Origin of the sequence: Streptomyces durocortorensis, assembly GCF_016901035.1 — a bacterium.
Taxonomy (GTDB): Bacteria; Actinomycetota; Actinomycetes; order Streptomycetales; family Streptomycetaceae; genus Streptomyces; species Streptomyces durocortorensis.
Map to the genome: position 1 here is coordinate 1 of NZ_JAFEUF010000124.1, position 21010 is coordinate 21010.

The window sequence follows — 21010 nt, forward strand, 5'->3', positions numbered from 1 at the left end:
GTGCGGCGGGGGCCGCCGGGGCCGGAGCCTCCTGCTTGGGGGCTTCCTGCTTGGGGGCCTCGGCCTTCGGGGCCTCCTGGGCCGGGGCGGCGGGCTGCGCCGGAGCGGCGGCCGGAGCCGCGCCCGGGGCGCCGATGACGGCGAGCTTGGCGCCGACCTCGGCGGTCTCGTCCTCGCCGACCACGATCTCCAGCAGCACACCGGCGACCGGGGCCGGGATCTCGGTGTCGACCTTGTCGGTCGAGACCTCGAGCAACGGCTCGTCGGCCTCGACGCGCTCGCCCTCGGCCTTCAGCCAACGGGTGACAGTGCCCTCGGTGACGCTCTCGCCGAGCGCCGGAAGGGTTACGGAAACCGACATGGTTTCAGTTGCTCCTTACGAAAATGCGGAAGTGGTCGGTCGTCGCGCCCGGGACCGGGGGATCAGTCGTGGGCGTGGAGGGGCTTGCCGGCCAGCGCCAGGTGAGCCTCGCCCATCGCCTCGTTCTGCGTCGGGTGTGCGTGGATGAGCTGGGCGACCTCGGCGGGCAGCGCCTCCCAGTTGTAGATCAGCTGGGCTTCGCCGACCTGCTCGCCCATGCGGTCGCCCACCATGTGGACGCCGACCACGGCACCGTCCTTGACCTGGACGAGCTTGATCTCGCCCGCGGTCTTCAGGATCTTGCTCTTGCCGTTGCCCGCGAGGTTGTACTTGAGGGCGACGACCTTGTCCGCGCCGTAGATCTCCTTGGCCTTCGCCTCGGTGATGCCGACGGAGGCGACCTCGGGGTGGCAGTACGTCACCTTGGGCACGCCGTCGTAGTCGACCGGGACGGTCTTGAGACCGGCCAGCCGCTCCGCCACCAGGATGCCCTCGGCGAAGCCGACGTGGGCGAGCTGGAGGGTGGGGACGAGGTCGCCCACGGCCGAGATCGTCGGGACGTTGGTCTGCATGTACTCGTCGACCAGGACATAGCCGCGGTCCATCGCGACGCCCTGCTCCTCGTAACCGAGGCCCTGCGAGACCGGGCCGCGGCCGATCGCGACGAGCAGCAGCTCCGCCTCGAAGGTCTTGCCGTCGGCCAGCGTCACGCGGACGCCGTCCTGCGTGTACTCGGCCTTGTCGAAGAAGGTGCCGAGGTTGAACTTGATGCCGCGCTTGCGGAACGCGCGCTCAAGAAGCTTGGAGCTGTTCTCGTCCTCGACCGGGACGAGGTGCTTGAGGCCCTCGACGATCGTGACCTCGGTGCCGAAGGACTTCCACGCCGAGGCGAACTCGACGCCGATGACGCCGCCGCCCAGCACGATGGCCGACTTCGGGACGCGGTCCATCTTCAGCGCGTGGTCCGAGGAGATGATCCGGTTGCCGTCGATCTCCAGGCCGGGCAGCGACTTCGGCACGGAGCCGGTCGCCAGCAGCACGTGGCGGCCCTGGACGCGCTGGCCGTTCACATCCACCGAGGTGGGCGAGGAGAGCTTGCCCTCACCCTCGATGTAGTGGACCTTGCGCGAGGCGATGAGACCCTGCAGACCCTTGTACAGGCCCGAGATCACATCGTCCTTGTACTTGTTGACGGCCTCCATGTCGATGCCCTCGAAGGTGGCCTTCACGCCGAACTGGGCCGACTCGCGGGCCTGGTCCGCGATCTCGCCCGCGTGCAGCAGCGCCTTCGTGGGGATGCAGCCGTTGTGCAGGCAGGTGCCGCCGACCTTGCCCTTCTCGATCAGGGCGACGTCCAGGCCCAGCTGCGCTCCGCGCAGGGCCGCGGCGTAACCGCCACTGCCACCGCCGAGGATCACTAGGTCGAAAACGGTGCTGGCGTCGTTCGCCACGTCACGTCCTCCATGCATGTGCGCCGTACGCCGGGCCCCGTCGCTGGGGTGTGACCGGCCGGTCGGCTGGTGTGCGGCCGCTTTTGTCTTCGGCCCTGTGGTGGGGGCCCTGTCCTGCCGAGAACCCATCTTCGCACTTGTCGACGGTGGGCGGGACGCGGGGCCCGGGTCCGGGACGGATGATCATCCGTTCCGGAGGGTTACTGCTGCGTAGATACCTACGGATTCGACCGGTGTTCGTCGAGAGCGAAACCCTGTCCCTTCCGACGGGAGCGAACCGGGTTTCCTCCGAGGGGCGAAACCTTGTCTCTTCTTACCGGTCCCGCCCCGACAACACGTACGGCCCCGGAGCTATGCCCGGGGCCGTACACGGCTGATCGCTCAGCCCAGGTCGCCGTCGGCGGTGCGCTCGGCGAGCCGCACCAGGGTGCGGACCGCGGAGCCGGTGCCGCCCTTGGGCGTGTAGCCGTACGGGGCGCCCTCGTGGAAGGCCGGGCCCGCGATGTCCAGGTGCGCCCAGGCGATGCCCTCGCCCACGAACTCCTTCAGGAACAGACCGGCGACCAGGCCGCCGCCCATCCGCTCGCCCATGTTGGCGATGTCGGCGGTGGGGGAGTCCATGCCCTTGCGCAGGTCGGCGGGGAGCGGCATCGGCCACGAGGCCTCGCCGACCTCCTCGGCGATCTCGTGGATCGACGTACGGAAGGCGTCGTCGTTGGCCATGATGCCGAAGGTGCGGTTGCCGAGCGCCAGCACCATCGCGCCGGTCAGGGTCGCCACGTCGACGATCGCGTCGGGCTTCTCCTCCGAGGCGCGGGTCAGCGCGTCGCCCAGGACGAGCCGGCCCTCGGCGTCGGTGTTGAGGACCTCGACGGTCTTGCCGCTGTACATGCGCAGCACGTCACCGGGGCGGGTGGCGTTGCCGGAGGGCATGTTCTCGGCCAGCGCCAGCCAGCCGGTGACGTTGACCTTCAGGCCGAGGCGGGCGGCCGTGACGACGGCCGCGAACACGGCGGCGGCGCCGCTCATGTCGCACTTCATCGTCTCGTTGTGACCGGCCGGCTTGAGCGAGATGCCGCCCGAGTCGTAGGTGATGCCCTTGCCGACGAAGGCCAGGGTCTTCTCCGCCTTGGGGTGCGTGTAGGCGAGCTTCACCAGGCGCGGGCCGTTCGCCGAGCCCTGGCCGACGCCGAGGATGCCGCCGAAGCCGCCCTTGACGAGGGCCTTCTCGTCGAGGACCTGGACCTTGACGCCGTGCTCCTTGCCCGCGGCGGTGGCCACGGCGGCGAAGGACTCGGGGTACAGGTCGTTCGGCGGGGTGTTGATGAGGTCGCGGGCCCGGTTGATCTCCTCGACCAGGGCCAGGGCGCGCTCGACGGCCGCCTTGTAACCCTTGTCGCGCGGCTTGGCGCCGAGCAGGGTCACCTCGGCGAGCGGCTGCTTCGGGCCGCTGTCCTTGGACTTCGCGTCCTTGGGGGCCAGCTTGTTCTCGCCGCCCTGGTAGGCGGTGAAGGTGTACGACCCGAGGAGCGCGCCCTCGGCGACGGCGGCGGCGTCCTCGACGGAGCCGGCGGGCAGCGCGAAGCCCGCCTTCTTCGAGCCGGACAGCGCACGGGCCGCGGTGCCCGCCGCGCGGCGCAGCGCCTCGGCGTCGTAGGCGTCCTCCTTGTCCGGGACCGGACCGAGACCGACCGCGACGACGAGAGGGGCCTTGAGGCCGGACGCGGCGGGCAGCTTGGTCAGTTCGCCCTCGGCACCGGTGGCACCCAGGGTCGCGAGGACGGCGGCGAGCTTGCCGTCGAACGCCTTGTCCACGGCCTCGGAGCCGGGTGCCAGGACCGGTCCCTTGACGCCCTTGGCGACGCCGACGACGAGTGCGTCGGCGCGCAGCGTCGCCGCACCGGCAGTGCTGAGAGTGAGAGCAGTCACGGTGGTGAAATCTCGCTTCCGTTGAGTTCCAGTTCGGTCGAGGGGTGGGCCGACCGTGCCCGGCGCATCGTAGACGCCCCGACGATGTGCCGGGAATGAGCCTACGCGCGCAGTTCCTGCTCCGTGACGGCGGCGGGCCTTCCCGGTCGTCTTCCCGGTCGCCTTTCCGGCCGGTGGGGATCTCCTGCCGCTTCGTCAGCCCCCGAGCGCCAGCGCCACCAGGGCCGCCGTCGCCGCGGTCTCCTCGACGCCGCCGAAGACGTCCCCGGTAACCCCGCCGAACCGCCGTACGCAGTGCCGCAGCAGCAGTTCGGCGGCGGCGAGAGCGCCGAACACGGCGAGCCCGTGGTGCAGTGCCCCCAGCGGTCCGAAGAAGGCACCCGCTGCCGCGCAGAGCGCTGCCACCGCCGCCCCCGCGAGCAGCGCCCGCCCGGTCGGCACCGTGCCCGCCACCGTCGCCCCGAGCCCCTCCGGCCGGGCCGCCGGGACGCCCTGACGGGACGCCAGGGTCAGCGCGAGGCGGGCGGCGACGGCCGATACGACGGTCCCGAGCGCCCCGTGCGCCCAGCCCTCCCCGTACAGCTCGAAGAGGACCGCGACCTGCGCCAGCAGCACCAACAGCAGCGTGATGACACCGAACGGCCCAATGTCGGACTGCTTCATGATCCGCAGCGCGTCCTCGGCCGGTTTCCCGCTGCCGAGGCCGTCCGCCGTGTCCGCGAGACCGTCCAGGTGCAGCCCCCGGGTGAGCGCGGCCGGGACCGCGACGGAGGCCACCGCCGCGAGCAGCGGCCCCGAGCCGGCCAGCAGCGACAGCGAGCCGAGGGCGGCGGCGAGCAGCCCCACGACGAGCCCGGCGAGCGGGGCGCAGAGCATGCCGGCGCGGGCGGTCGCGCGGTCCCAGCGGGTCACCCGGACCGGCAGCGCGGTCAGGGTGCCGAAGGCGAAACGTATGCCGTGGCTGTTCAGGGAGGTCACCGCGCGCAGGCTAGCCGCTGGACCCCACCGATAGATTGGGTGAAACGCCTCAATCGCTGCGAAACCTGACGTATCGGGAGTGGGTGGCATGGGTCACTGGTGGCACGACAACATCGCGGAGCCGGGCAAGGTGCCGCTGCTCCTCGCGCTCGCCGCCTTCGTCCTGACGTTCGCGATCACCCGCACCATCACCCGCATGATCCGCGCCGGGAAGGGCCCGTTCCGCAACATCACCCCCGGCGGCGTGCACATCCACCACGTGGTGCCCGGGGTCGTCCTCTCCGTCGTCGGCGGGTTCGGCGCGGTGGCCAGCGGACGGCACGGGGTGGCCGCCGGGGTGTTCGCGGTGATCTTCGGGGTGGGGGCCGGTCTGGTGCTCGACGAGTTCGCCCTGATCCTGCATCTGGACGACGTGTACTGGACCGAGGAGGGCCGCCAGAGCGTGGAGGTGGTGGTGCTGACCGCCTCGCTGGTGCTGCTGGTCCTGGCCGGCTTCTCCCCGCTCGGCGTCGACGACGTCACCGACGAGGAGCAGCAGGGCAGGCTCGGCCTCATCGCGACGTACGTGGTCAACTTCTGCTTCGTCCTGATCTGTCTGTTCAAGGGGAAGCTGCGGATGGCGGTGCTCGGCACCCTCGTCCCGTTCGTCGCGCTGGTCGGCGCGATCCGGCTGGCCCGCCCCACCTCGCTCTGGGCCCGGCGCTTCTACCCCCACCGCCACCGGGCCCGCTCCCGGGCGATGCTGCGGGCCTACCACCACGACGTGCGCTGGGCCGGGCCGCGCCGGAAGTTCCAGGACCTCATCGGCGGTGCCCCGGACCGGGTGCCGCTGCCGCCCGGCCCCAAGTCCTGACCGCCGCGCCGGAGTCCCGGGATCCGCGCCGCCGCCCGCGCCACTCCCGTACGCCGCACACCACCAGGACGGCGGCGATCGCGGCCAGATGCTCACGGCCCGCCAGGTTGTCCTTGACCAGGACCTCCACCACCATCGCGAGGACCACCAGCGCCCCGGTGAACCAGGCCCGCCGCCGGTGGCAGACGTACACCGCGAGCCCGACGACCGCCGCCGAAGGACCGGTGTCCACCACCTGCGCGTCCGATGCGGGCAGCCCGAGGAACGCCTCCGGCCCGAGGGCCACGCCGATCCGGGCGTACAGCGTCCCGGCCAGCGTCGCCCCGTACGCCACCGCGAGCGTGCGCCACCGCCCCAGGCACACCTCCGCCACCCCGAACACCAGCAGGATCTGGGCCAGCGCGCCCCACACCGGCAGATCGAGGGCGGGCACGAACAGCGACAGCGGGGTACGCAGGAGGGCGAGCGGAAGCGGATCCTCGGCCCGTACGGCTCCGAGGTCCCGCACCGGCCCGTAGCCCCACGCCTGGTGCTGCACCACCTGCACGAGCGCCGTCAGCGCCACCGCGGCGAGCGTCAGCGCGAGCGCCCGCGCCCCGCGTGCGGCGAGTCCCGCCCGTACGGCCGCGACCAGCGGGCCCCACTCCCGTACCGTCGCCCGGCGCAGGGCCGGGGAAAGGCTCATCCGCTCTTCACGAACAGCATGGAACGGGCCCCCGGTCGCTCAGTCGGTCGGTCGGATCCCCACTGAGGGCGGATCCCTGTCGAAGACGGACCGGGGCAGCGCGAAGTTGAGCGGCGCCGGAGTGACGCCGCTCTCGTCCACGCGGTGGGGGAGTGGCGCTCAGCCCCGGTCGGCGGCCGCCGCGTCCTCGGGCTCCGACGACTCCTCGGCCTCGGTCTCCTCGTCCACGGCCTTCTCCGGCTTCCGCTCCGGGAGTTCGGCGGCCAGCGCCGCCGCGGCCTGCACCAGCGGCAGGGCCAGCAGCGCGCCGCTGCCCTCGCCGACCGTCACCCCGTGGTCCAGCAGCGGGGTCAGCGCCATCCGGTCCAGCGCCTTCGACTGCGCCGGCTCGCCGCTGACCTGGCCGGCCAGCCACCAGTCCGGCGCCCGGAACGCCGCCCGCTGCGCCACCAGGGCACAGGCCGCCGAGACGACCCCGTCCAGGACGACCGGCATCCGGCGCACCGCGCTCTGGAGGAGAAAACCCGTCATCGCCGCCAGGTCCGCCCCGCCCGACGTGGCCAGCAGCTCCACCTGGTCGCCCAGCACCGGCCGGGCCCGGCGCAACGCGTCCCTGATCGCCGCGCACTTGCGCATCCACGCCAGGTCGTCGATGCCCGCACCGCCGCGCCCGGTCACCACGGAGGCGTCCGTTCCGCAGAGCGCGGCGACCAGGGTGGCCGCGGCCGTCGTGCCGCCCACGCTGAGGTCGCCGAGCACCACCAGATCGGTGCCGGAGTCCGCCTCCTCGTCGGCGATGGCCATCCCGAGGCGGATCGCCTGCTCGGCCTCCTCGGCGGTCATCGCGTCCTCGACGTCGATCCGCCCCGAACCCCGCCGCACCCGGTGCCGCACCACGGACTCGGGCAGCAGCTCCGGATCGCAGTCCAGCGAGACGTCCACGATCCGCGTCGGCACCGAGAACCGCCGGGCCAGCACCGCGACCGGGCTCGACCCGTCCAGGACCGCCCGCACCAGCTCGTACGCCCCGCCCGCAGGACGTCCCGAGACGCCCAGTTCCGCCACCCCGTGGTCACCGGCGAAGAGCACCAGACGCGGCTGCTCGACGGCCCTGACCGGCACGGACTGCTGCGCGGCGCTGAGCCACTCGCCCAGCTCGTCGAGGCGCCCGAGCGCCCCCGAGGGGACGGTCAGCCGCTCGCGCCGCTCCTCGGCATCGCGCCGCACACCCCCGTCGGGGCGTTGGATCAGGTCGGAGAAGTCGTCCAGGTTCACGGAGGTCTGCCTCGCGGGTCGTCACGTCGGGTCCGGTCCGGGAACCCGCCGGCGGGCCCCCTGCCCGGAACAGTACCGGTCGGCCCACTCGGAGGGCCGTGCCCCGGAGCGGGGGCACCGGCGGGGAAGCGGGGCCGGCCCCTACCCCCGCAGCACCAGCACCTGACCCGCCACCACCAGCAGCACCTGCTCGCACTCGGCCGCCACCGCCGCGTTCAGCCGCCCCAGCTCGTCCCGGAACCGCAGCCCCGCCGCCGTCGCCGGGACCACCCCCGACCCCACCTCGTTGGTCACCAGCACCACCGGCCGCCGGGTGCCGCGCACCGTGGCGACCAGCTCCGCGACCCGCTCCCGCAACGCCGCCTCCCCGCCGTCGTGCCACCGCTCGTCCTCCCAGGCGCCCACCCGGTCCATCGCGTCGGTCAGCCACAGCGACAGGCAGTCGATCAGCAGCGGCGGCCCGTCCGCCCCCAGCAGCTCCGTGAGCTCGCAGGTCTCCTCGGTCCGCCAGGCGCCCGGCCTGCGCTCCCGGTGCAGTCCGATCCGGGCCGCCCACTCCGGATCCCCGTCGCGGCGGCCGCCGGTCGCCACGTACACCACCTCCGGGAACGTCTCCAGGCGCTGCTCCGCCTCCAGCGACTTCCCCGACCGCGCGCCCCCCGTCACCAGCACTCGGCGCGGCACGTCCGGCACTGCGTGGTACTCGCCCACCACCAGCGTCGTCCCGTCCGGCACCGCCCGCGCACCGGCCGCCGCGAGCCGCCGCTCCAGCGCCGGGCCCGGCGGGGCGTCGTGGTCCAGGTGGACCGCGATCACCTCGGTGGCCGGCCCCACCGCGCCCACCGCCCGCAGCCGGGCCACCGCGTCGGGGCGCCCGATCACATCGAGGACGACCATCTCGTGCGGCCGCTCCACCTGCTCGGGCAGCCCGGCGGGGGCGGCTCCCGGCGGCAGGTACAGCAGCCGCTCGCCGTCCGGGGAGGTCACCTCGTACCCGGTCCCCGGGGCGTCCATCGCCACCGCCCGCACCCGGTGCCCGGTGATCAGCGTCAGGACCTGACCGTCCGGAACCCGCCCGGCCGGCGGCAGCGGGGCGGGCAGTTCGACGGCCGGTCCGTCGTGCGGGTGGGTCAGCAGCACCTGGCGTACCGCGCCCAGCGAACGCCCCGCCCGGGCGGCCGCGAACATCGCTCCGGGGGTGAGGTCCAGCAGCAGCGCGTCGTCGACCAGCAGCGCCGTCGCGGCCCGCGCCCACGGGCCGCGGGCCGAGGCGCAGACCGCGCAGGGGCAGGAGGGGCGCGGCAGCCCTTCGGGGGCTCCGGTGCCGAGCAGTGTCAGTTCCACACCTTGATCCTCCCGCGTACCCCCGCGAGGTGCGCGTCCGGCTACGCTTCGGGCAGCAACGCGACCCGGGAGGCTGGCATGGCGTGGACGTGGCGGTTCGAGAAGTCCGACGGTACGGAGACGGAGCCGGCGCTGCAGCCGGAGGAGTTCACCACCCAGGGCGACGCGGAGTCCTGGATCGGTGAGTTCTGGAAGGAGCTCCTGGAGGGCGGCGCCGCACAGGTGACGCTCTTCGAGGACACCACCAAGATCTACGGCCCGATGAGCCTGCAGGCCGACGGCGCCTGACGCCCGGCACACAGGGAGGGGCGGTACGGGAGACCCCGTACCGCCCCTCCCTGGTTCCGGGGGGTCAGATCTCCCCGAGCGTGACCTCCGCCGTCCGGCTGTCGCCGTCGCGCGTGTACGTCACGGTCACCTTCTGGCCCGGCTTGTCGCCCGCCAGCGCCTCGGAGAGCGAGGTGATCGTGGTGACCGTGGTGTCCCCGATCTTCGTGATGGTGTCCCCGATCCGCAGCACCGCGTCGGCCGCCGCCCCGCCCCGCTCCACACTGACCAGCGCCACCCCGGCGGGGCGGTAGTCGTCGTCGACGACCGTGCGGCCGGTGATGTTCAGCGCGGCCCGGCCCGAGTCGGTGACCTTGCCGCCCTTGATGATCTGGTCGGCGACCGTCTTCACCATCGATACGGGGATGGCGAAGCCGATGCCCGGCGCCGCGCTGTCGCCCATCTGCGGGTCGGTCGCCGCGAGGGTCGGAATGCCGATCACCTGACTGTCGAGGTTGACCAGCGCCCCGCCGCTGTTGCCCGGGTTGATCGCCGCGGACGTCTGCACCATGTTGGCGATCGTCGCGCCCGTGCCCCCGCCCGCCCGGCTCTCGCTCACGGTCCGGCCGAGCGCCGAGACGATGCCCTGGGTGACGCTGCTGGACAGGCCCAGCGGCGAGCCCATCGCCATCACGATCTGCCCGACCTCGACCTTCTCCGCGTCGCCGAACTTCGCGGCCCGCAGCCCGTCCGGCACCTCGTCGAGCTTGACCACGGCCAGGTCCTGCTCCGGGTAGGAGGAGACCAGCGAGGCGTCCAGCACTGCCTCCCCGGTGGCGACGCTGACCTTGAACGTCTTCTCGTCGCCGACCACATGGGCATTGGTGACGATGTGCCCCTTGTCGTCGTAGACGATCCCGGACCCGAGGCCCTCGGAGGCGTCGATCTGCACCACCGAGGGCAGTACGTCGTTGATGACGGCCTGGTAGGCGTTCTCCAGATCGTCCGGGGCGCGCTGCACCGCACCCTGCGCCGTGCCCGACGCACTGGCTTCGGGAGCCGGGGCCGCCGGACTCGTACCGGAGCAGCCGCCGGCCAGGGCGATGGCGCAGACGGCCGCGGTCAGGGGAAGCAGCAGCCTGCGCGCCCGGCTGCGGGAGGAGTGAGCGTCCATAACCGGAGTCTCGTGCCGGGCCCGTTCGGGTGCCCGTACTGATGGGCCGAACGGGCCTCCGCGAGCGGTGCCGGCCGCGTACGCCGTACGGGGCGCGGGGCAGCCGTGCACGCCGCACCCGGTACGGATCAGCCGCGTACCCCGCACAGGTGCAGCAGCGCAGCCACGCCCCGGTACGGGTCGGTCCGCCCGGCCCGGTCCTCCAGGGTCACCACCCGCTCCAGCTCCTCGGCCGGCAGCTCCACGTCGTTGCCGACGTTGTCCGTGAAGACCCGCACCCCGTACCAGGCGTGCAGCGGGGCGGCGATCCCGGCGAGCGTGGCCCGCAGGGTGTCGAGCCGGTCGGCGCGCACGGTGAGGCCGAGGCGGTTGGTGTACGTGGCGGTGTCGAAGGCGGTCAGGGCCGCGCCGAAGTCACCGGCGAGCCCCGGGCGCATCGCGAGCGCGTCCGCGTTCCGTACGAGCAGGGAGAGCAGACCGCCGGGCGCCAGCATCCGGGCGAGCCCGGCCAGCATCGGGTCCGGCTCCTCGACGTACATCAGGACGCCGTGGCAGAGCACCACGTCGAAGCTGCCGGGCAGGAAGTGCACGCCGGTCTCCCGGCCGTCGCCCTCGATGAGCCGGACCCGCTCCCGGATGCCCTCCGGCTCGGTCGCCAGGGACGCCCGGGCCGAGGCCAGCATCCCGGCGTCCGACTCCAGGCCGGTCACCGAGTGACCGGCCCGCGCGAGCCGCAGCGCCTGGGTGCCCTGGCCCATGCCGACGTCCAGGACGCGCAGCCGCCGGCCCACCGGGAACCGCCCGGCTATCTGCTCGTCGAGCTGCCGGGCGACGAGCTCCTGGCGGACCGTGTTGCGTACGCCGCCGAGACCCGCCAACCACGCCGAGGAGACCCCGGTGAAGCCGGAGGCCTCCGTGCTCAGGGCCGCTCTCCGCGCTTGACCTGCGGCTTCGGCAGCCGCAGCCGGCGCATCTGGAGGGTGCGCATCAGGCCGTACGCCACGGCTCCGCGCTTCGGCGTGTCCGGGAAGCGCTCGCGCAGCTGCTTCTTCAGGCGGATCGACAGACCGATGGAGTCGATCACGATCAGAATGATCACGCCGAGCCAGAGCAGCAGCGAGATGCTCTGGATGTTCTGCACCTGGATCACGCTGAGGATCAGGATGATCACGGCGAGCGGCAGGAACCACTCGGCGATGCAGAAGCGCGAGTCCACGTAGTCACGGACGAAGCGCCGCACCGGGCCCTTGTCGCGGACCGGGAGGTAACGCTCGTCGCCCGACGCGAGCGCTTCGCGCTGCTTGGCCAGGTCGACGCGGCGCGCCTCGCGCTGGCGCTTCATGGCGGCCTTGCGGTCGGTCGGCGCACTGGACGCGGCGCGACGCCGTTGCGTCTGCGCCTCACTGCGCTTGGGCGTGGGGCGACCCTTGGGAGCCTGCGGGTCGCGGGGCTGGGAGAGGTCCACCGTCACCTTGTCGGTGAGGGCCTTCTCTGTCTTGGCGCGGCTACGGAACACAAAACCCAAGGGTACGGGGTCGGCGCGCGGGCCCGGCGACCCGGGCGGGAACGATCCCGCAACGGACGGCGTCCTCAGCAGTGCCCCGACGGGCCGAAACGGGCGTTTACCGCCTGTTCCGGCGTCCGTCACCGTACGTCCCGGGGCCTCACCTACACCCTGGGCGGGAGCGTTCACCGGGTGCAGTCGTCCTTGGGGAGGAGCACATCGGCGTCCGAACAGTGCGGTAATAGAGGCAGGGCCCGTACTCTGGGTCCTATCGGGAGTGCTGGAGCTCAGTCCGTCAGAAGGGGGCGCGCGAAGCCCATGAGCGGTGTCATGAAGCGTATGGGAATGATCTTCCGCGCGAAGGCAAACAAGGCCCTTGACCGGGCCGAGGATCCGCGCGAGACCCTCGACTACTCGTACCAGAAGCAGCTGGAGCTGCTTCAGAAGGTGCGTCGCGGCGTCGCCGACGTGGCGACGTCCCGCAAGCGTCTGGAGCTGCAGCTGAACCAGCTGCAGGGCCAGTCGTCCAAGCTGGAGGACCAGGGCCGCAAGGCGCTGGCGCTGGGCCGCGAGGACCTGGCGCGCGAGGCGCTCTCACGGCGCGCCGCCCTCCAGCAGCAGGTCACCGACCTGGAGACGCAGCACACCACGCTGCAAGGCGAGGAGGAGAAGCTCACCCTCGCGGCGCAGCGGCTGCAGGCCAAGGTGGACGCCTTCCGCACGAAGAAGGAGACCATCAAGGCCACCTACACGGCGGCCCAGGCCCAGACCCGGATCGGCGAGGCCTTCTCCGGCATCTCCGAGGAGATGGGCGACGTCGGTCTCGCGATCCAGCGGGCCGAGGACAAGACACAGCAGCTCCAGGCGCGGGCCGGCGCCATCGACGAGCTGCTCGCCTCCGGCGCCCTGGACGACCCGACCGGCACGGCGAAGGACGACATCGCCGCCGAGCTGGACCGGCTCTCCGGCGGCAGCGACGTGGAGCTGGAGCTGCAGCGGATGAAGGCCGAGCTGGCCGGCGGCTCCTCGTCCTCGCAGCAGGCCATCGAGGGCGGTGCCCAGGACGGTTCCCAGCAGTCGCAGCAGTCGTCCCCGCACAAGTTCGACAAGCAGTAAGGGCAGCGTCATGATCGTACGGATCATGGGGGAGGGCCAGGTCAAGCTGGCCGACAGTCACTTCGTCGAACTGAACGAGCTCGACGACGTCCTGCTCAAGGAAATGGAGAGCGGCGACGGCCCCGGCTTTCGCACCACCCTCCACGCACTCCTGGACAAGGTGCGCGAGCTCGGCACTCCGCTGCCGGACGACTCCCTGGAGCCGTCCGAGCTGATCCTGCCGGCGCCCGACGCCACCCTCGAAGACGTGCGCGCCATGCTCAGCGACGGCGGTCTCATCCCCAACTGAATCCACGGGCCTGCCCCGGCGGGCCCGTGGACCGGCCGCGTACCGTTGCCGGACGTGACCACCCTCTCGTCCGGCTTCGCGCGCGCCCGCCGCTGGCTCCGGGACCATCCCCTCGCCTTCGACGCGACCCTGGCGTTCGGCACCCTCGTCGCGATGATCTGCGGTTCGTTCACCGACCCGGGCGACGGCCACGGGCCCCCCGCCTTCGGGGCCCGTACCCCCGAGCTGTTCAGCGTCTTCCTGATGGCGCTCTCCGCCGCGGCCCTCGTGCTGCGCCGCCGCCGCCCGATGCAGGTCCTCGCCGTCACCGCGGCGCTCGCGGCCGTCGAGTACGTGCTGATGGACCCGCCCGCCCCGGTGGTCATGAGCACCGTCATCGCCCTCTACACCGTCGCCTCGCGCACCGACCGCCCCACCGCATGGCGGGTCGGGCTGCTCACCATGGGAGGGCTCACCGCGGCCGCGATGGTCTTCGGCTCGACCCCCTGGTACAGCCAGGAGAACTTCGGCGTCTTCGCCTGGACCGGTCTCGCCGGAGCGGCCGGGGACGCCGTACGCAGCAGGCGCGCGTTCGTCGACGCCATCCGGGAGCGCGCCGAGCGGGCCGAGCGCACCCGCGAGGAGGAGGCCCGCCGCCGGGTCGCCGAGGAACGGCTGCGGATCGCCCGGGACCTCCATGACGTCGTCGCCCACCACATCGCCCTGGTCAACGTGCAGGCCGGGGTCGCCGCCCACGTCATGGACAAGCGCCCCGACCAGGCCAAGGAGGCGCTCGCCCACGTCCGCGACGCCAGCCGGTCCGCGCTCAACGAACTCCGGGTCACCGTCGGCCTCCTGCGCCAGCAGGGCGATCCCGAGGCGCCCACCGAACCGGCCCCCGGCCTCGCCGTCCTCGGCGAACTGGTCGACACCTTCCGCAACGCCGGGCTCCCCGTCGAGGTGGCCTGCGCCGAGGGCGGGGAGCGGCTGCCCGCGGCCGTCGACCTGGCCGCCTACCGGGTCATCCAGGAGGCCCTGACCAACGTCCGCAAGCACGCGGGCACCGGGGCCAGGGCCGAGGTGAGCGTCGTCCGGGTGGGCGCCACCGTCGAGGTCACCGTGCTCGACAACGGCCGGGGAAGCGCCGGCCGGCGCCCCGGGATCGGACCGGGCGGCGGGCCGGGACCGGCCGACGGCCCTCCGGACGACGGCGACGGGCTGGACAGCGGCGGCCACGGCCTGGTCGGCATGCGCGAACGCGTCACCGCCCTCGGCGGGGCCCTCACCGCGGGCCCTCGCTACGGCGGCGGGTTCCGCGTCCATGCGATCCTTCCGGTCGAGGCCCGCACAGGTGAACCGGAGCGGCCGGGCACGGCGGGCGGGACGGGGCTCCGCCGATGACCCAGCCGACACCGACACCGACACCGACCCCGGCAACGACGCCCGACGCGCGGGAGGCGCCGATCAGGGTGCTGCTCGCCGACGACCAGGCGCTGCTGCGCAGCGCGTTCCGGGTGCTGGTGGACTCCGAGCCGGACATGGAGGTGGTCGGCGAGGCAGCGGACGGGGCCCAGGCCGTCGAGCTGGCCCGCGCCACGGGCGCCGACGTGGTGCTCATGGACATCCGGATGCCGGGCACCGACGGGCTCGCCGCCACCCGCATGATCAGCGCCGACCCGGAGCTGTCCGCGGTGCGCGTGGTCATGCTCACCACCTTCGAGGTCGACGAGTACGTGGTCCAGTCGCTGCGCGCAGGAGCCTCCGGCTTCCTCGGCAAGGGCGCGGAGCCGGACGAACTCCTCAACGCCATCCGGATCGCCGCGGCCGGCGAGGCGCTGCTCTCCCCGGCGGCGACCAAGGGGCTCATCGCCACGTTCCTGGCCCAGGGCGGCAGTTCGGGGGAGGGGCCGGACAGCGCGGAGTACGGGGAGCGGCTGGCGGCGCTCACCGGCCGCGAGCGCGAGGTGCTGGTGCAGGTCGCGGGCGGCCACCCCAACGACCGGATCGCCGAGCGGCTGGAGGTCAGCCCGCTCACCGTCAAGACCCATGTGAACCGGGCGATGGCGAAACTCGGCGCCCGGGACCGGGCCCAGTTGGTGGTCATCGCCTACGAATCGGGCCTGGTGCGTCCCCGCGCGGACTGACCGGGTGGCGGTACGGCGTACTTCGGCGTACTCCACCTGCGGTATGCGCGGCATAAGAAAGCAGCCCGGGGGGCGACGTTTCGGCGACGCGCGGCGGAGATCGTAGGACTGGGCTGGAGGTGTCCCGCTTTTCTTCCCTCCCCGCCCCTCTGCCGCGTACGCCACAGAAGAGAGACCCACCCATGTCCTGGCTGTCCAGATTCAGCCTCGCGCAACGGGCCCTGATCGGGCTGATCTCGATTGTCGCGCTGGTCTTCGGCGCGATAGCGATCCCGCAGCTCAAGCAGCAGCTGCTGCCGACCATCGAACTGCCGATGGTCTCGGTGCTGGCGCCCTACCAGGGCGCGTCTCCCGATGTGGTCGAGAAGCAGGTCGTCGAACCGCTGGAGAACTCCCTCAAGGCCGTCGACGGCGTCGAGTCCATCACCTCCACCGCCAGCGAGGGCAACGCCCTCATCATGGCGACCTTCGACTTCGGCGACGAGGGCACCAAGCAACTCGTCGCGGACATCCAGCAGGCGGTGAACCGGGCCCGCGCCCAGCTGCCCACCGATGTCGACCCGCAGGTCGTCGCCGGTTCCACGGACGACATCCCGACCGTGGTCCTCGCCGTCACCTCCGACGAGGACCAGCAGACCCTGGCCGACCGGCTCGACCGCACGGTCGTCCCGGCCCTCCAGGACATCGAGGGCGTCGGCCAGGTCACCGTGGACGGCGTGCGGGACCTCCAGGTCTCCGTCGTCCCCGACGACAGGAAGCTCGCCGCGGCCGGTCTGAACGCGGGCACGCTCGCCCAGGCCCTCCAGGCGGGCGGCGCCACCGTCCCGGCCGGTTCCTTCTCCGAGTCCGGCAAGAGCCGCACCATCCAGGTCGGCGGCTCCTACACCTCCCTGAAGCAGATCGAGGACCTCCAGGTCGTCGCCAAGGACCCGGCGGGCGCCGGGGACGAGCCGGCGAAGCCGGTGCGCCTCGGTGACGTGGCCGAGGTGAAGCAGGAGCCGTCCACGGCGGTCTCCATCACCCGCACCAACGGCAAGCCGAGCCTCGCCGTGATGGCGACGATGGACAAGGACGGCAGCGCCGTCGCCATCTCGGACGCCGTCAAGGACAAGCTGCCCGACCTCCGCAAGGACCTCGGCGCCGGCTCCGATCTCACCGTCGTCTCCGACCAGGGCCCCGCGGTCTCCAAGTCGATCTCGGGTCTGACCACGGAGGGCGCGCTCGGCCTGGTCTTCGCCGTCGTCGTGATCCTGGTCTTCCTCGCCTCGATCCGCTCGACGCTGGTCACCGCGGTCTCCATCCCGCTCTCGATCGTCCTCGCGCTGATCGTGCTCTGGACCCGTGACCTGTCGCTCAACATGCTCACGCTCGGCGCGCTCACCATCGCCATCGGCCGGGTCGTCGACGACTCGATCGTGGTCCTGGAGAACATCAAGCGTCACCTCGGCTACGGCGAGGAGCGCCACGCGGCGATCGTCACCGCGGTCAAGGAGGTCGCCGGAGCGGTCACCTCCGCGACCCTCACCACGGTCGCGGTCTTCCTGCCCATCGGTCTGGTCGGCGGCATGGTCGGCCAGCTCTTCGGCTCGTTCTCGCTGACCGTCACGGCGGCGCTGCTGGCCTCCCTGCTGGTCTCGCTCACCGTCGTGCCGGTGCTGTCGTACTGGTTCCTGCGCGCACCCAAGGGAACCCCCGAGGACGCGGCGGAGGCCAGGCGCCTGGCCGAGGAGAAGGAAGCGGCCAGCAGGCTCCAGCGGATCTACGTCCCGGTCCTCCGCTTCGCGACCCGCCGCCGGATCACCAGCCTCGTCATCGCCGTCGCGGTGCTGCTCGGCACCTTCGGCATGGTCCCGCTGCTGAAGACGAACTTCTTCGACGCAGGCGAGCAGGAGGTCCTGACCGTCAAGCAGGAACTCGCCCCCGGCACCAGCCTGGAAGCCGCCGACGAGGCCGCCCGCAAGGTCGAGAAGGTCCTGACCGACGACAAGGGCGTCAAGGACTACCAGGTCACCGTCGGCTCCTCCGGTTTCATGGCCGCCTTCGGCGGCGGCACCGGCGCCAACCAGGCCTCCTACCAGGTCACCCTGAAGGACGCCGCGGACTACGAGGACGCCCAGGACCGCATCGACGAGGCCCTCGGCAAGCTCGACGGCATCGGCGACACCACCATCGCCGCGGGCGACGGCTTCGGCTCCCAGGACCTGAGCGTCGTGGTCAAGGCCGCCGACGCCGACGTCCTGAAGAAGGCGTCCGAGGCGGTCCGCGACGAGGTCGCCACCCTCAAGGACGTCACCGACGTCCAGAGCGACCTGGCGCAGAGCGTCCCGCGCATCTCGGTCACCGCCAACGACAAGGCGGCCGCCGCCGGGTTCGACTCCGCCGCCCTCGGCGGGATCGTCGCCGGAGCCGTCCGCGGTACGCCCGCCGGCTCCGCGACGCTGGACGACACCGAGCGCGACGTCGTCATCCGGTCCTCGAAGCCGGCCGCCACCGTGGCCGAGCTGAAGGCCCTGCCGCTCGGCCCGGTCAAGCTCGGCGACATCGCCGACGTGAAGGTCGTCCCCGGCCCGGTCTCGATGACCCGGATCGACGGACAGCGCTCCGCGACGGTCACCGCCAAGCCGGTCGGCGACAACACCGGCGCGGTCAGCACCGACCTCGCCACGAAGATCGACGCCCTGGACCTCCCCGAAGGCGCCACCGCCACCATCGGCGGCGTCACCGAGGACCAGAACGAGGCCTTCGCCCAGCTCGGCCTGGCCATGCTGGCGGCCATCGCGATCGTCTTCATGCTGCTGGTGGCGACGTTCCGGTCGCTGGTCCAGCCGCTGATCCTGCTGGTCTCCGTGCCGTTCGCGGCGACCGGAGCGCTGGCCCTGCTGCTCATCACGGGCACCCCGCTGGGCGTCCCCGCGATGATCGGCATGCTGATGCTCATCGGCATCGTGGTCACCAACGCGATCGTGCTGATCGACCTGATCAACCAGTACCGGGCCCAGGGTCTCGGGATCATGGAGGCGGTCATCGAGGGCGGCCGCCACCGCTTCCGCCCGATCATCATGACGGCGCTCGCGACCATCTTCGCCCTGCTCCCGATGGCGCTCGGCGTCACCGGCGAGGGCGGCTTCATCTCGCAGCCGCTGGGCGTCGTGGTGATCGGCGGTCTGATCAGCTCCACGCTGCTGACCCTGCTGCTCGTGCCGACGCTGTACGCGATGGTCGAGCTGCGCAAGGAGCGCCGCGCCAAGAAGAAGGCCGCCAAGCGCGCGGCCAAGGCCGGCGTCCCGGACCAGCCGAAGCCGGAGGAGGCCCGCGAGGCCGAGCCCGCGCAGGCCTGACCCACCCAGGGATCCCCGAAAGAAGGGGCCCGGCCCACGCACCCGCGTGGGCCGCCCCCCTTCCGCGTTCGGCGGCGCTGACGTGCGTACGCGGGCGCTCACGCGCGTACGTCAGCGTGTCCGGCGGCTCTCAGGCCTCCCCGCCCAGCGCCCCGACGATACGGAGCAGGGCGTCCCGGTAGGGCCCGGGACGCCGGTCGCTCAGGGCGACCGTCTCCCGTACCAGCCGGGCCCGGGTCTCCTCCGGGGCCCGGTGCCGAAGCGCGGCGAGGTCGTCCGGCTCGAAGAGAACCGGCCGGACCGGAATCCGCCCACCGGCACACGAAAGCCCCGGCACGCCGACCTGCGGCATACCGGGGCTCCCGGGCGTCCCGGAACGGCTCTACGGCGTCCCGGAACGGCTACGGCGTTACGGCAGCGCCAGCATCCGCTCCAGCGCGAGCTTCGCGTACTTCTCCGTCTCCGGGTCGACCTCGATCCGGTTGACCAGCTTGCCGTCGGCCAGAGACTCCAGGGTCCAGACCAGGTGCGGCAGGTCGATGCGGTTCATCGTCGAGCAGAAGCAGACCGTCTTGTCGAGGAAGACGATCTCCTTGTCCTCGTCGGCGAAACGGTTCGCCAGGCGACGTACCAGATTCAGCTCCGTGCCGATGGCCCACTTCGAGCCGCGCGGGGCCGCCTCCAGGGCCTTGATGATGTACTCCGTCGAGCCCACGTAGTCCGCGGCGGCGACGACCTCGTGCTTGCACTCCGGGTGCACCAGCACGTTGACCCCGGGCATCCGGGCCCGGACGTCCTCGACCGACTCGACCGAGAAGCGGCCGTGGACCGAGCAGTGTCCCCGCCACAGGATCATCTTCGCGTTCCGCAGCTGCTCGGCGGTGAGGCCGCCGTTGGGCTTGTGCGGGTTGTAGAGGACGCAGTCGTCCAGGCTCATCCCCATGTCCCGCACGGCCGTGTTGCGGCCCAGGTGCTGGTCGGGGAGGAAGAGGATCTTCTCGCCCTGCTCGAAGGCCCACTCCAGGGCCTTCTTCGCGTTCGAGGACGTGCAGATCGTGCCGCCGTGCTTGCCGGTGAAGGCCTTGATGTCGGCGGAGGAGTTCATGTACGAGACGGGCACCACCTGGTCGGCGACCCCGGCCTCCGTCAGCACGTCCCAGCACTCGGCGACCTGCTCGGCGGTGGCCATGTCGGCCATCGAGCAGCCGGCCGCCAGGTCGGGCAGCACGACCGCCTGGGCGTCGGTGGTCAGGATGTCCGCGGACTCGGCCATGAAGTGCACACCGCAGAAGACGATGTACTCCGCCTCCGGGCGCGCGGCCGCGTCGCGGGCCAGCTTGAAGGAGTCGCCGGTGACGTCCGCGAACTGGATGACCTCGTCGCGCTGGTAGTGGTGGCCGAGGACGAACACCTTGTCCCCGAGCTTCTCCTTGGCGGCGCGGGCGCGCTCAACCAGGTCCGGGTCGGACGGGGAGGGGAGGTCGCCGGGGCATTCGACGCCGCGCTCGCTCCTCGGGTCGGCCTCCCGGCCGAGCAGCAACAGGGCGAGGGGTGTGGGAGTTACGTCCAGGGGCTGGGCCGTGGTCACGTCACGCACCCTTTCTTCTCTGCGTTCTGCTCTGCGCTTCGGCGAACGCGCCTTTTCGTCTATTTGACGCTATCTATCATAGCCGCTTCGTGTCACTTTGACGATGCCGATAGCGTCGATGTGACGCATCCCCCGGGCGACCGGGTGTGCGAGCATGAAAAGGAACAGACAAGCGCTTGGCCCGGAATGAATCCGCGGGTCTGGCGGTTGAACCGTCGGCAAGCAGTCCGTACAACCCGGGAGAGAAGCAGATGTCCGTATCGGACGAGACCACCACCGTGAGCGACGGCATCCTCCTGTCCGACGCCGCCGCCGCCAAGGTCAAGGGCCTGCTGGAGCAGGAAGGCCGCGAGGACCTGGCGCTGCGCGTCGCCGTTCAGCCCGGCGGTTGCTCGGGCCTGCGCTACCAGCTCTTCTTCGACGAGCGTTCGCTCGACGGTGACGTGGTGAAGGACTTCGACGGTGTCAAGGTCGTCACCGACCGGATGAGCGCCCCGTACCTGGGCGGCGCCTCCATCGACTTCGTCGACACCATCGAGAAGCAGGGCTTCACGATCGACAACCCGAACGCCACCGGCTCCTGCGCCTGCGGCGACTCCTTCAGCTAAACGCCGGGGGCGGGACACACGGCATACGGCGGGGGGGGGGGGGGGGGGGGGGGGGGGGGGGGGGGGGGGGGGGGGGGGGGGGGGGGCGGCCGGGGCGCCGCCGGCGCCCGGGGCCCGCGCCCCCCGC

20 protein-coding genes are annotated in these 21010 nt (G+C 72.2%); 8 read left to right on the forward strand and 12 right to left on the reverse strand.

Annotated elements, in window-relative coordinates:
- From JS521_RS21865 to JS521_RS21880, 4 genes are all read right to left on the reverse strand, one after another.
- Positions 1–361: biotin/lipoyl-containing protein (locus JS521_RS21865; RefSeq protein WP_307847934.1), on the reverse strand; the 361-nt coding region annotated here is incomplete at its 3' end.
- A 62-nt stretch (positions 362–423) separates the two neighbouring features.
- Positions 424–1812, reverse strand: a complete 1389-nt coding sequence (gene lpdA / locus JS521_RS21870) for a dihydrolipoyl dehydrogenase (protein ID WP_205084643.1) — start codon at positions 1810–1812, stop codon at positions 424–426.
- 381 nt (positions 1813–2193) lie between these two features.
- Positions 2194–3741: a leucyl aminopeptidase gene (locus JS521_RS21875; RefSeq protein WP_205084644.1), complete on the reverse strand. Its 1548-nt coding sequence runs from the start codon at positions 3739–3741 to the stop codon at positions 2194–2196.
- Positions 3742–3936: 195 nt separating this feature from the next.
- The gene (locus JS521_RS21880) at positions 3937–4719 is read right to left on the reverse strand and encodes an adenosylcobinamide-GDP ribazoletransferase (RefSeq protein WP_205084645.1); all 783 of its coding nucleotides are present in this window, start codon (positions 4717–4719) and stop codon (positions 3937–3939) included.
- Positions 4720–4807: 88 nt separating this feature from the next.
- Here JS521_RS21880 and JS521_RS21885 point away from each other — a divergent pair, with 88 nt between their 5' ends.
- Positions 4808–5572, forward strand: a complete 765-nt coding sequence (locus JS521_RS21885; protein ID WP_205084646.1) for a hypothetical protein — start codon at positions 4808–4810, stop codon at positions 5570–5572.
- On the opposite strand, the gene JS521_RS21890 is transcribed toward JS521_RS21885, so the two are convergent.
- From JS521_RS21890 to JS521_RS21900, 3 genes are all read right to left on the reverse strand, one after another.
- Positions 5520–6257 carry a hypothetical protein gene (locus tag JS521_RS21890; RefSeq protein WP_205084647.1) on the reverse strand — a complete coding sequence of 246 codons (738 nt, stop codon included), beginning with the start codon at positions 6255–6257 and terminating at the stop codon, positions 5520–5522. The two genes, JS521_RS21885 and JS521_RS21890, sit on opposite strands and share 53 nt — an antisense overlap.
- A gap of 159 nt (positions 6258–6416) precedes the next feature.
- Positions 6417–7532 (reverse strand): nicotinate-nucleotide--dimethylbenzimidazole phosphoribosyltransferase, encoded by a 1116-nt coding sequence (cobT, locus tag JS521_RS21895; protein WP_205084648.1) that lies wholly within the window; start codon positions 7530–7532, stop codon positions 6417–6419.
- A 141-nt stretch (positions 7533–7673) separates the two neighbouring features.
- Positions 7674–8876, reverse strand: a complete 1203-nt coding sequence (locus JS521_RS21900) for a bifunctional adenosylcobinamide kinase/adenosylcobinamide-phosphate guanylyltransferase (protein WP_205084649.1) — start codon at positions 8874–8876, stop codon at positions 7674–7676.
- 78 nt (positions 8877–8954) lie between these two features.
- On the opposite strand from JS521_RS21900, the gene JS521_RS21905 reads away from it, so the two are divergent.
- Positions 8955–9164 carry a hypothetical protein gene (locus tag JS521_RS21905; RefSeq protein ID WP_205084650.1) on the forward strand — a complete coding sequence of 70 codons (210 nt, stop codon included), beginning with the start codon at positions 8955–8957 and terminating at the stop codon, positions 9162–9164.
- A gap of 64 nt (positions 9165–9228) precedes the next feature.
- Here JS521_RS21905 and JS521_RS21910 read toward each other — a convergent pair whose 3' ends face one another.
- The 3 genes from JS521_RS21910 to JS521_RS21920 form a co-directional block, all read right to left on the reverse strand.
- Positions 9229–10317 carry a S1C family serine protease gene (locus JS521_RS21910; RefSeq protein WP_205084651.1) on the reverse strand — a complete coding sequence of 363 codons (1089 nt, stop codon included), beginning with the start codon at positions 10315–10317 and terminating at the stop codon, positions 9229–9231.
- 128 nt (positions 10318–10445) lie between these two features.
- Positions 10446–11108: a class I SAM-dependent methyltransferase gene (locus tag JS521_RS21915; protein ID WP_205084659.1), complete on the reverse strand. Its 663-nt coding sequence runs from the start codon at positions 11106–11108 to the stop codon at positions 10446–10448.
- 128 nt (positions 11109–11236) lie between these two features.
- Positions 11237–11833 (reverse strand): DUF3043 domain-containing protein, encoded by a 597-nt coding sequence (locus JS521_RS21920; protein WP_205084652.1) that lies wholly within the window; start codon positions 11831–11833, stop codon positions 11237–11239.
- A 318-nt stretch (positions 11834–12151) separates the two neighbouring features.
- On the opposite strand from JS521_RS21920, the gene JS521_RS21925 reads away from it, so the two are divergent.
- The 5 genes from JS521_RS21925 (at position 12152) to JS521_RS21945 (ending at position 18687) form a co-directional block, all read left to right on the forward strand.
- Positions 12152–12937 carry a PspA/IM30 family protein gene (locus tag JS521_RS21925; protein WP_205084653.1) on the forward strand — a complete coding sequence of 262 codons (786 nt, stop codon included), beginning with the start codon at positions 12152–12154 and terminating at the stop codon, positions 12935–12937.
- 10 nt (positions 12938–12947) lie between these two features.
- Complete coding sequence (gene pspAA, locus JS521_RS21930) at positions 12948–13226, forward strand: PspA-associated protein PspAA (protein WP_205084654.1); 279 nt, start codon at positions 12948–12950, stop codon at positions 13224–13226.
- A gap of 54 nt (positions 13227–13280) precedes the next feature.
- On the forward strand, positions 13281–14606 hold the full coding sequence (locus JS521_RS21935) for a sensor histidine kinase (protein ID WP_205084655.1): 1326 nt from the start codon (positions 13281–13283) through the stop codon (positions 14604–14606).
- Positions 14603–15349, forward strand: coding sequence for a response regulator (locus JS521_RS21940; protein WP_205084656.1), 747 nt, complete (start codon positions 14603–14605; stop codon positions 15347–15349). Before JS521_RS21935 ends, JS521_RS21940 begins: the two co-directional genes overlap by 4 nt.
- A gap of 182 nt (positions 15350–15531) precedes the next feature.
- On the forward strand, positions 15532–18687 hold the full coding sequence (locus JS521_RS21945; protein WP_205084657.1) for an efflux RND transporter permease subunit: 3156 nt from the start codon (positions 15532–15534) through the stop codon (positions 18685–18687).
- Positions 18688–18817: 130 nt separating this feature from the next.
- Here the strand turns inward: JS521_RS21945 and JS521_RS21950 are convergent, their stop codons facing one another.
- Both JS521_RS21950 and nadA read right to left on the reverse strand, forming a co-directional pair.
- Positions 18818–19039, reverse strand: a complete 222-nt coding sequence (locus tag JS521_RS21950) for a hypothetical protein (protein ID WP_205084660.1) — start codon at positions 19037–19039, stop codon at positions 18818–18820.
- A gap of 57 nt (positions 19040–19096) precedes the next feature.
- Entirely contained in the window at positions 19097–20284 is a 1188-nt protein-coding gene (nadA, locus tag JS521_RS21955) for a quinolinate synthase NadA (RefSeq protein ID WP_205084658.1), read from the reverse strand.
- 242 nt (positions 20285–20526) lie between these two features.
- On the opposite strand from nadA, the gene JS521_RS21960 reads away from it, so the two are divergent.
- On the forward strand, positions 20527–20883 hold the full coding sequence (locus tag JS521_RS21960; protein WP_003969624.1) for a HesB/IscA family protein: 357 nt from the start codon (positions 20527–20529) through the stop codon (positions 20881–20883).
- Positions 20884–21010: the final 127 nt, after the last annotated feature.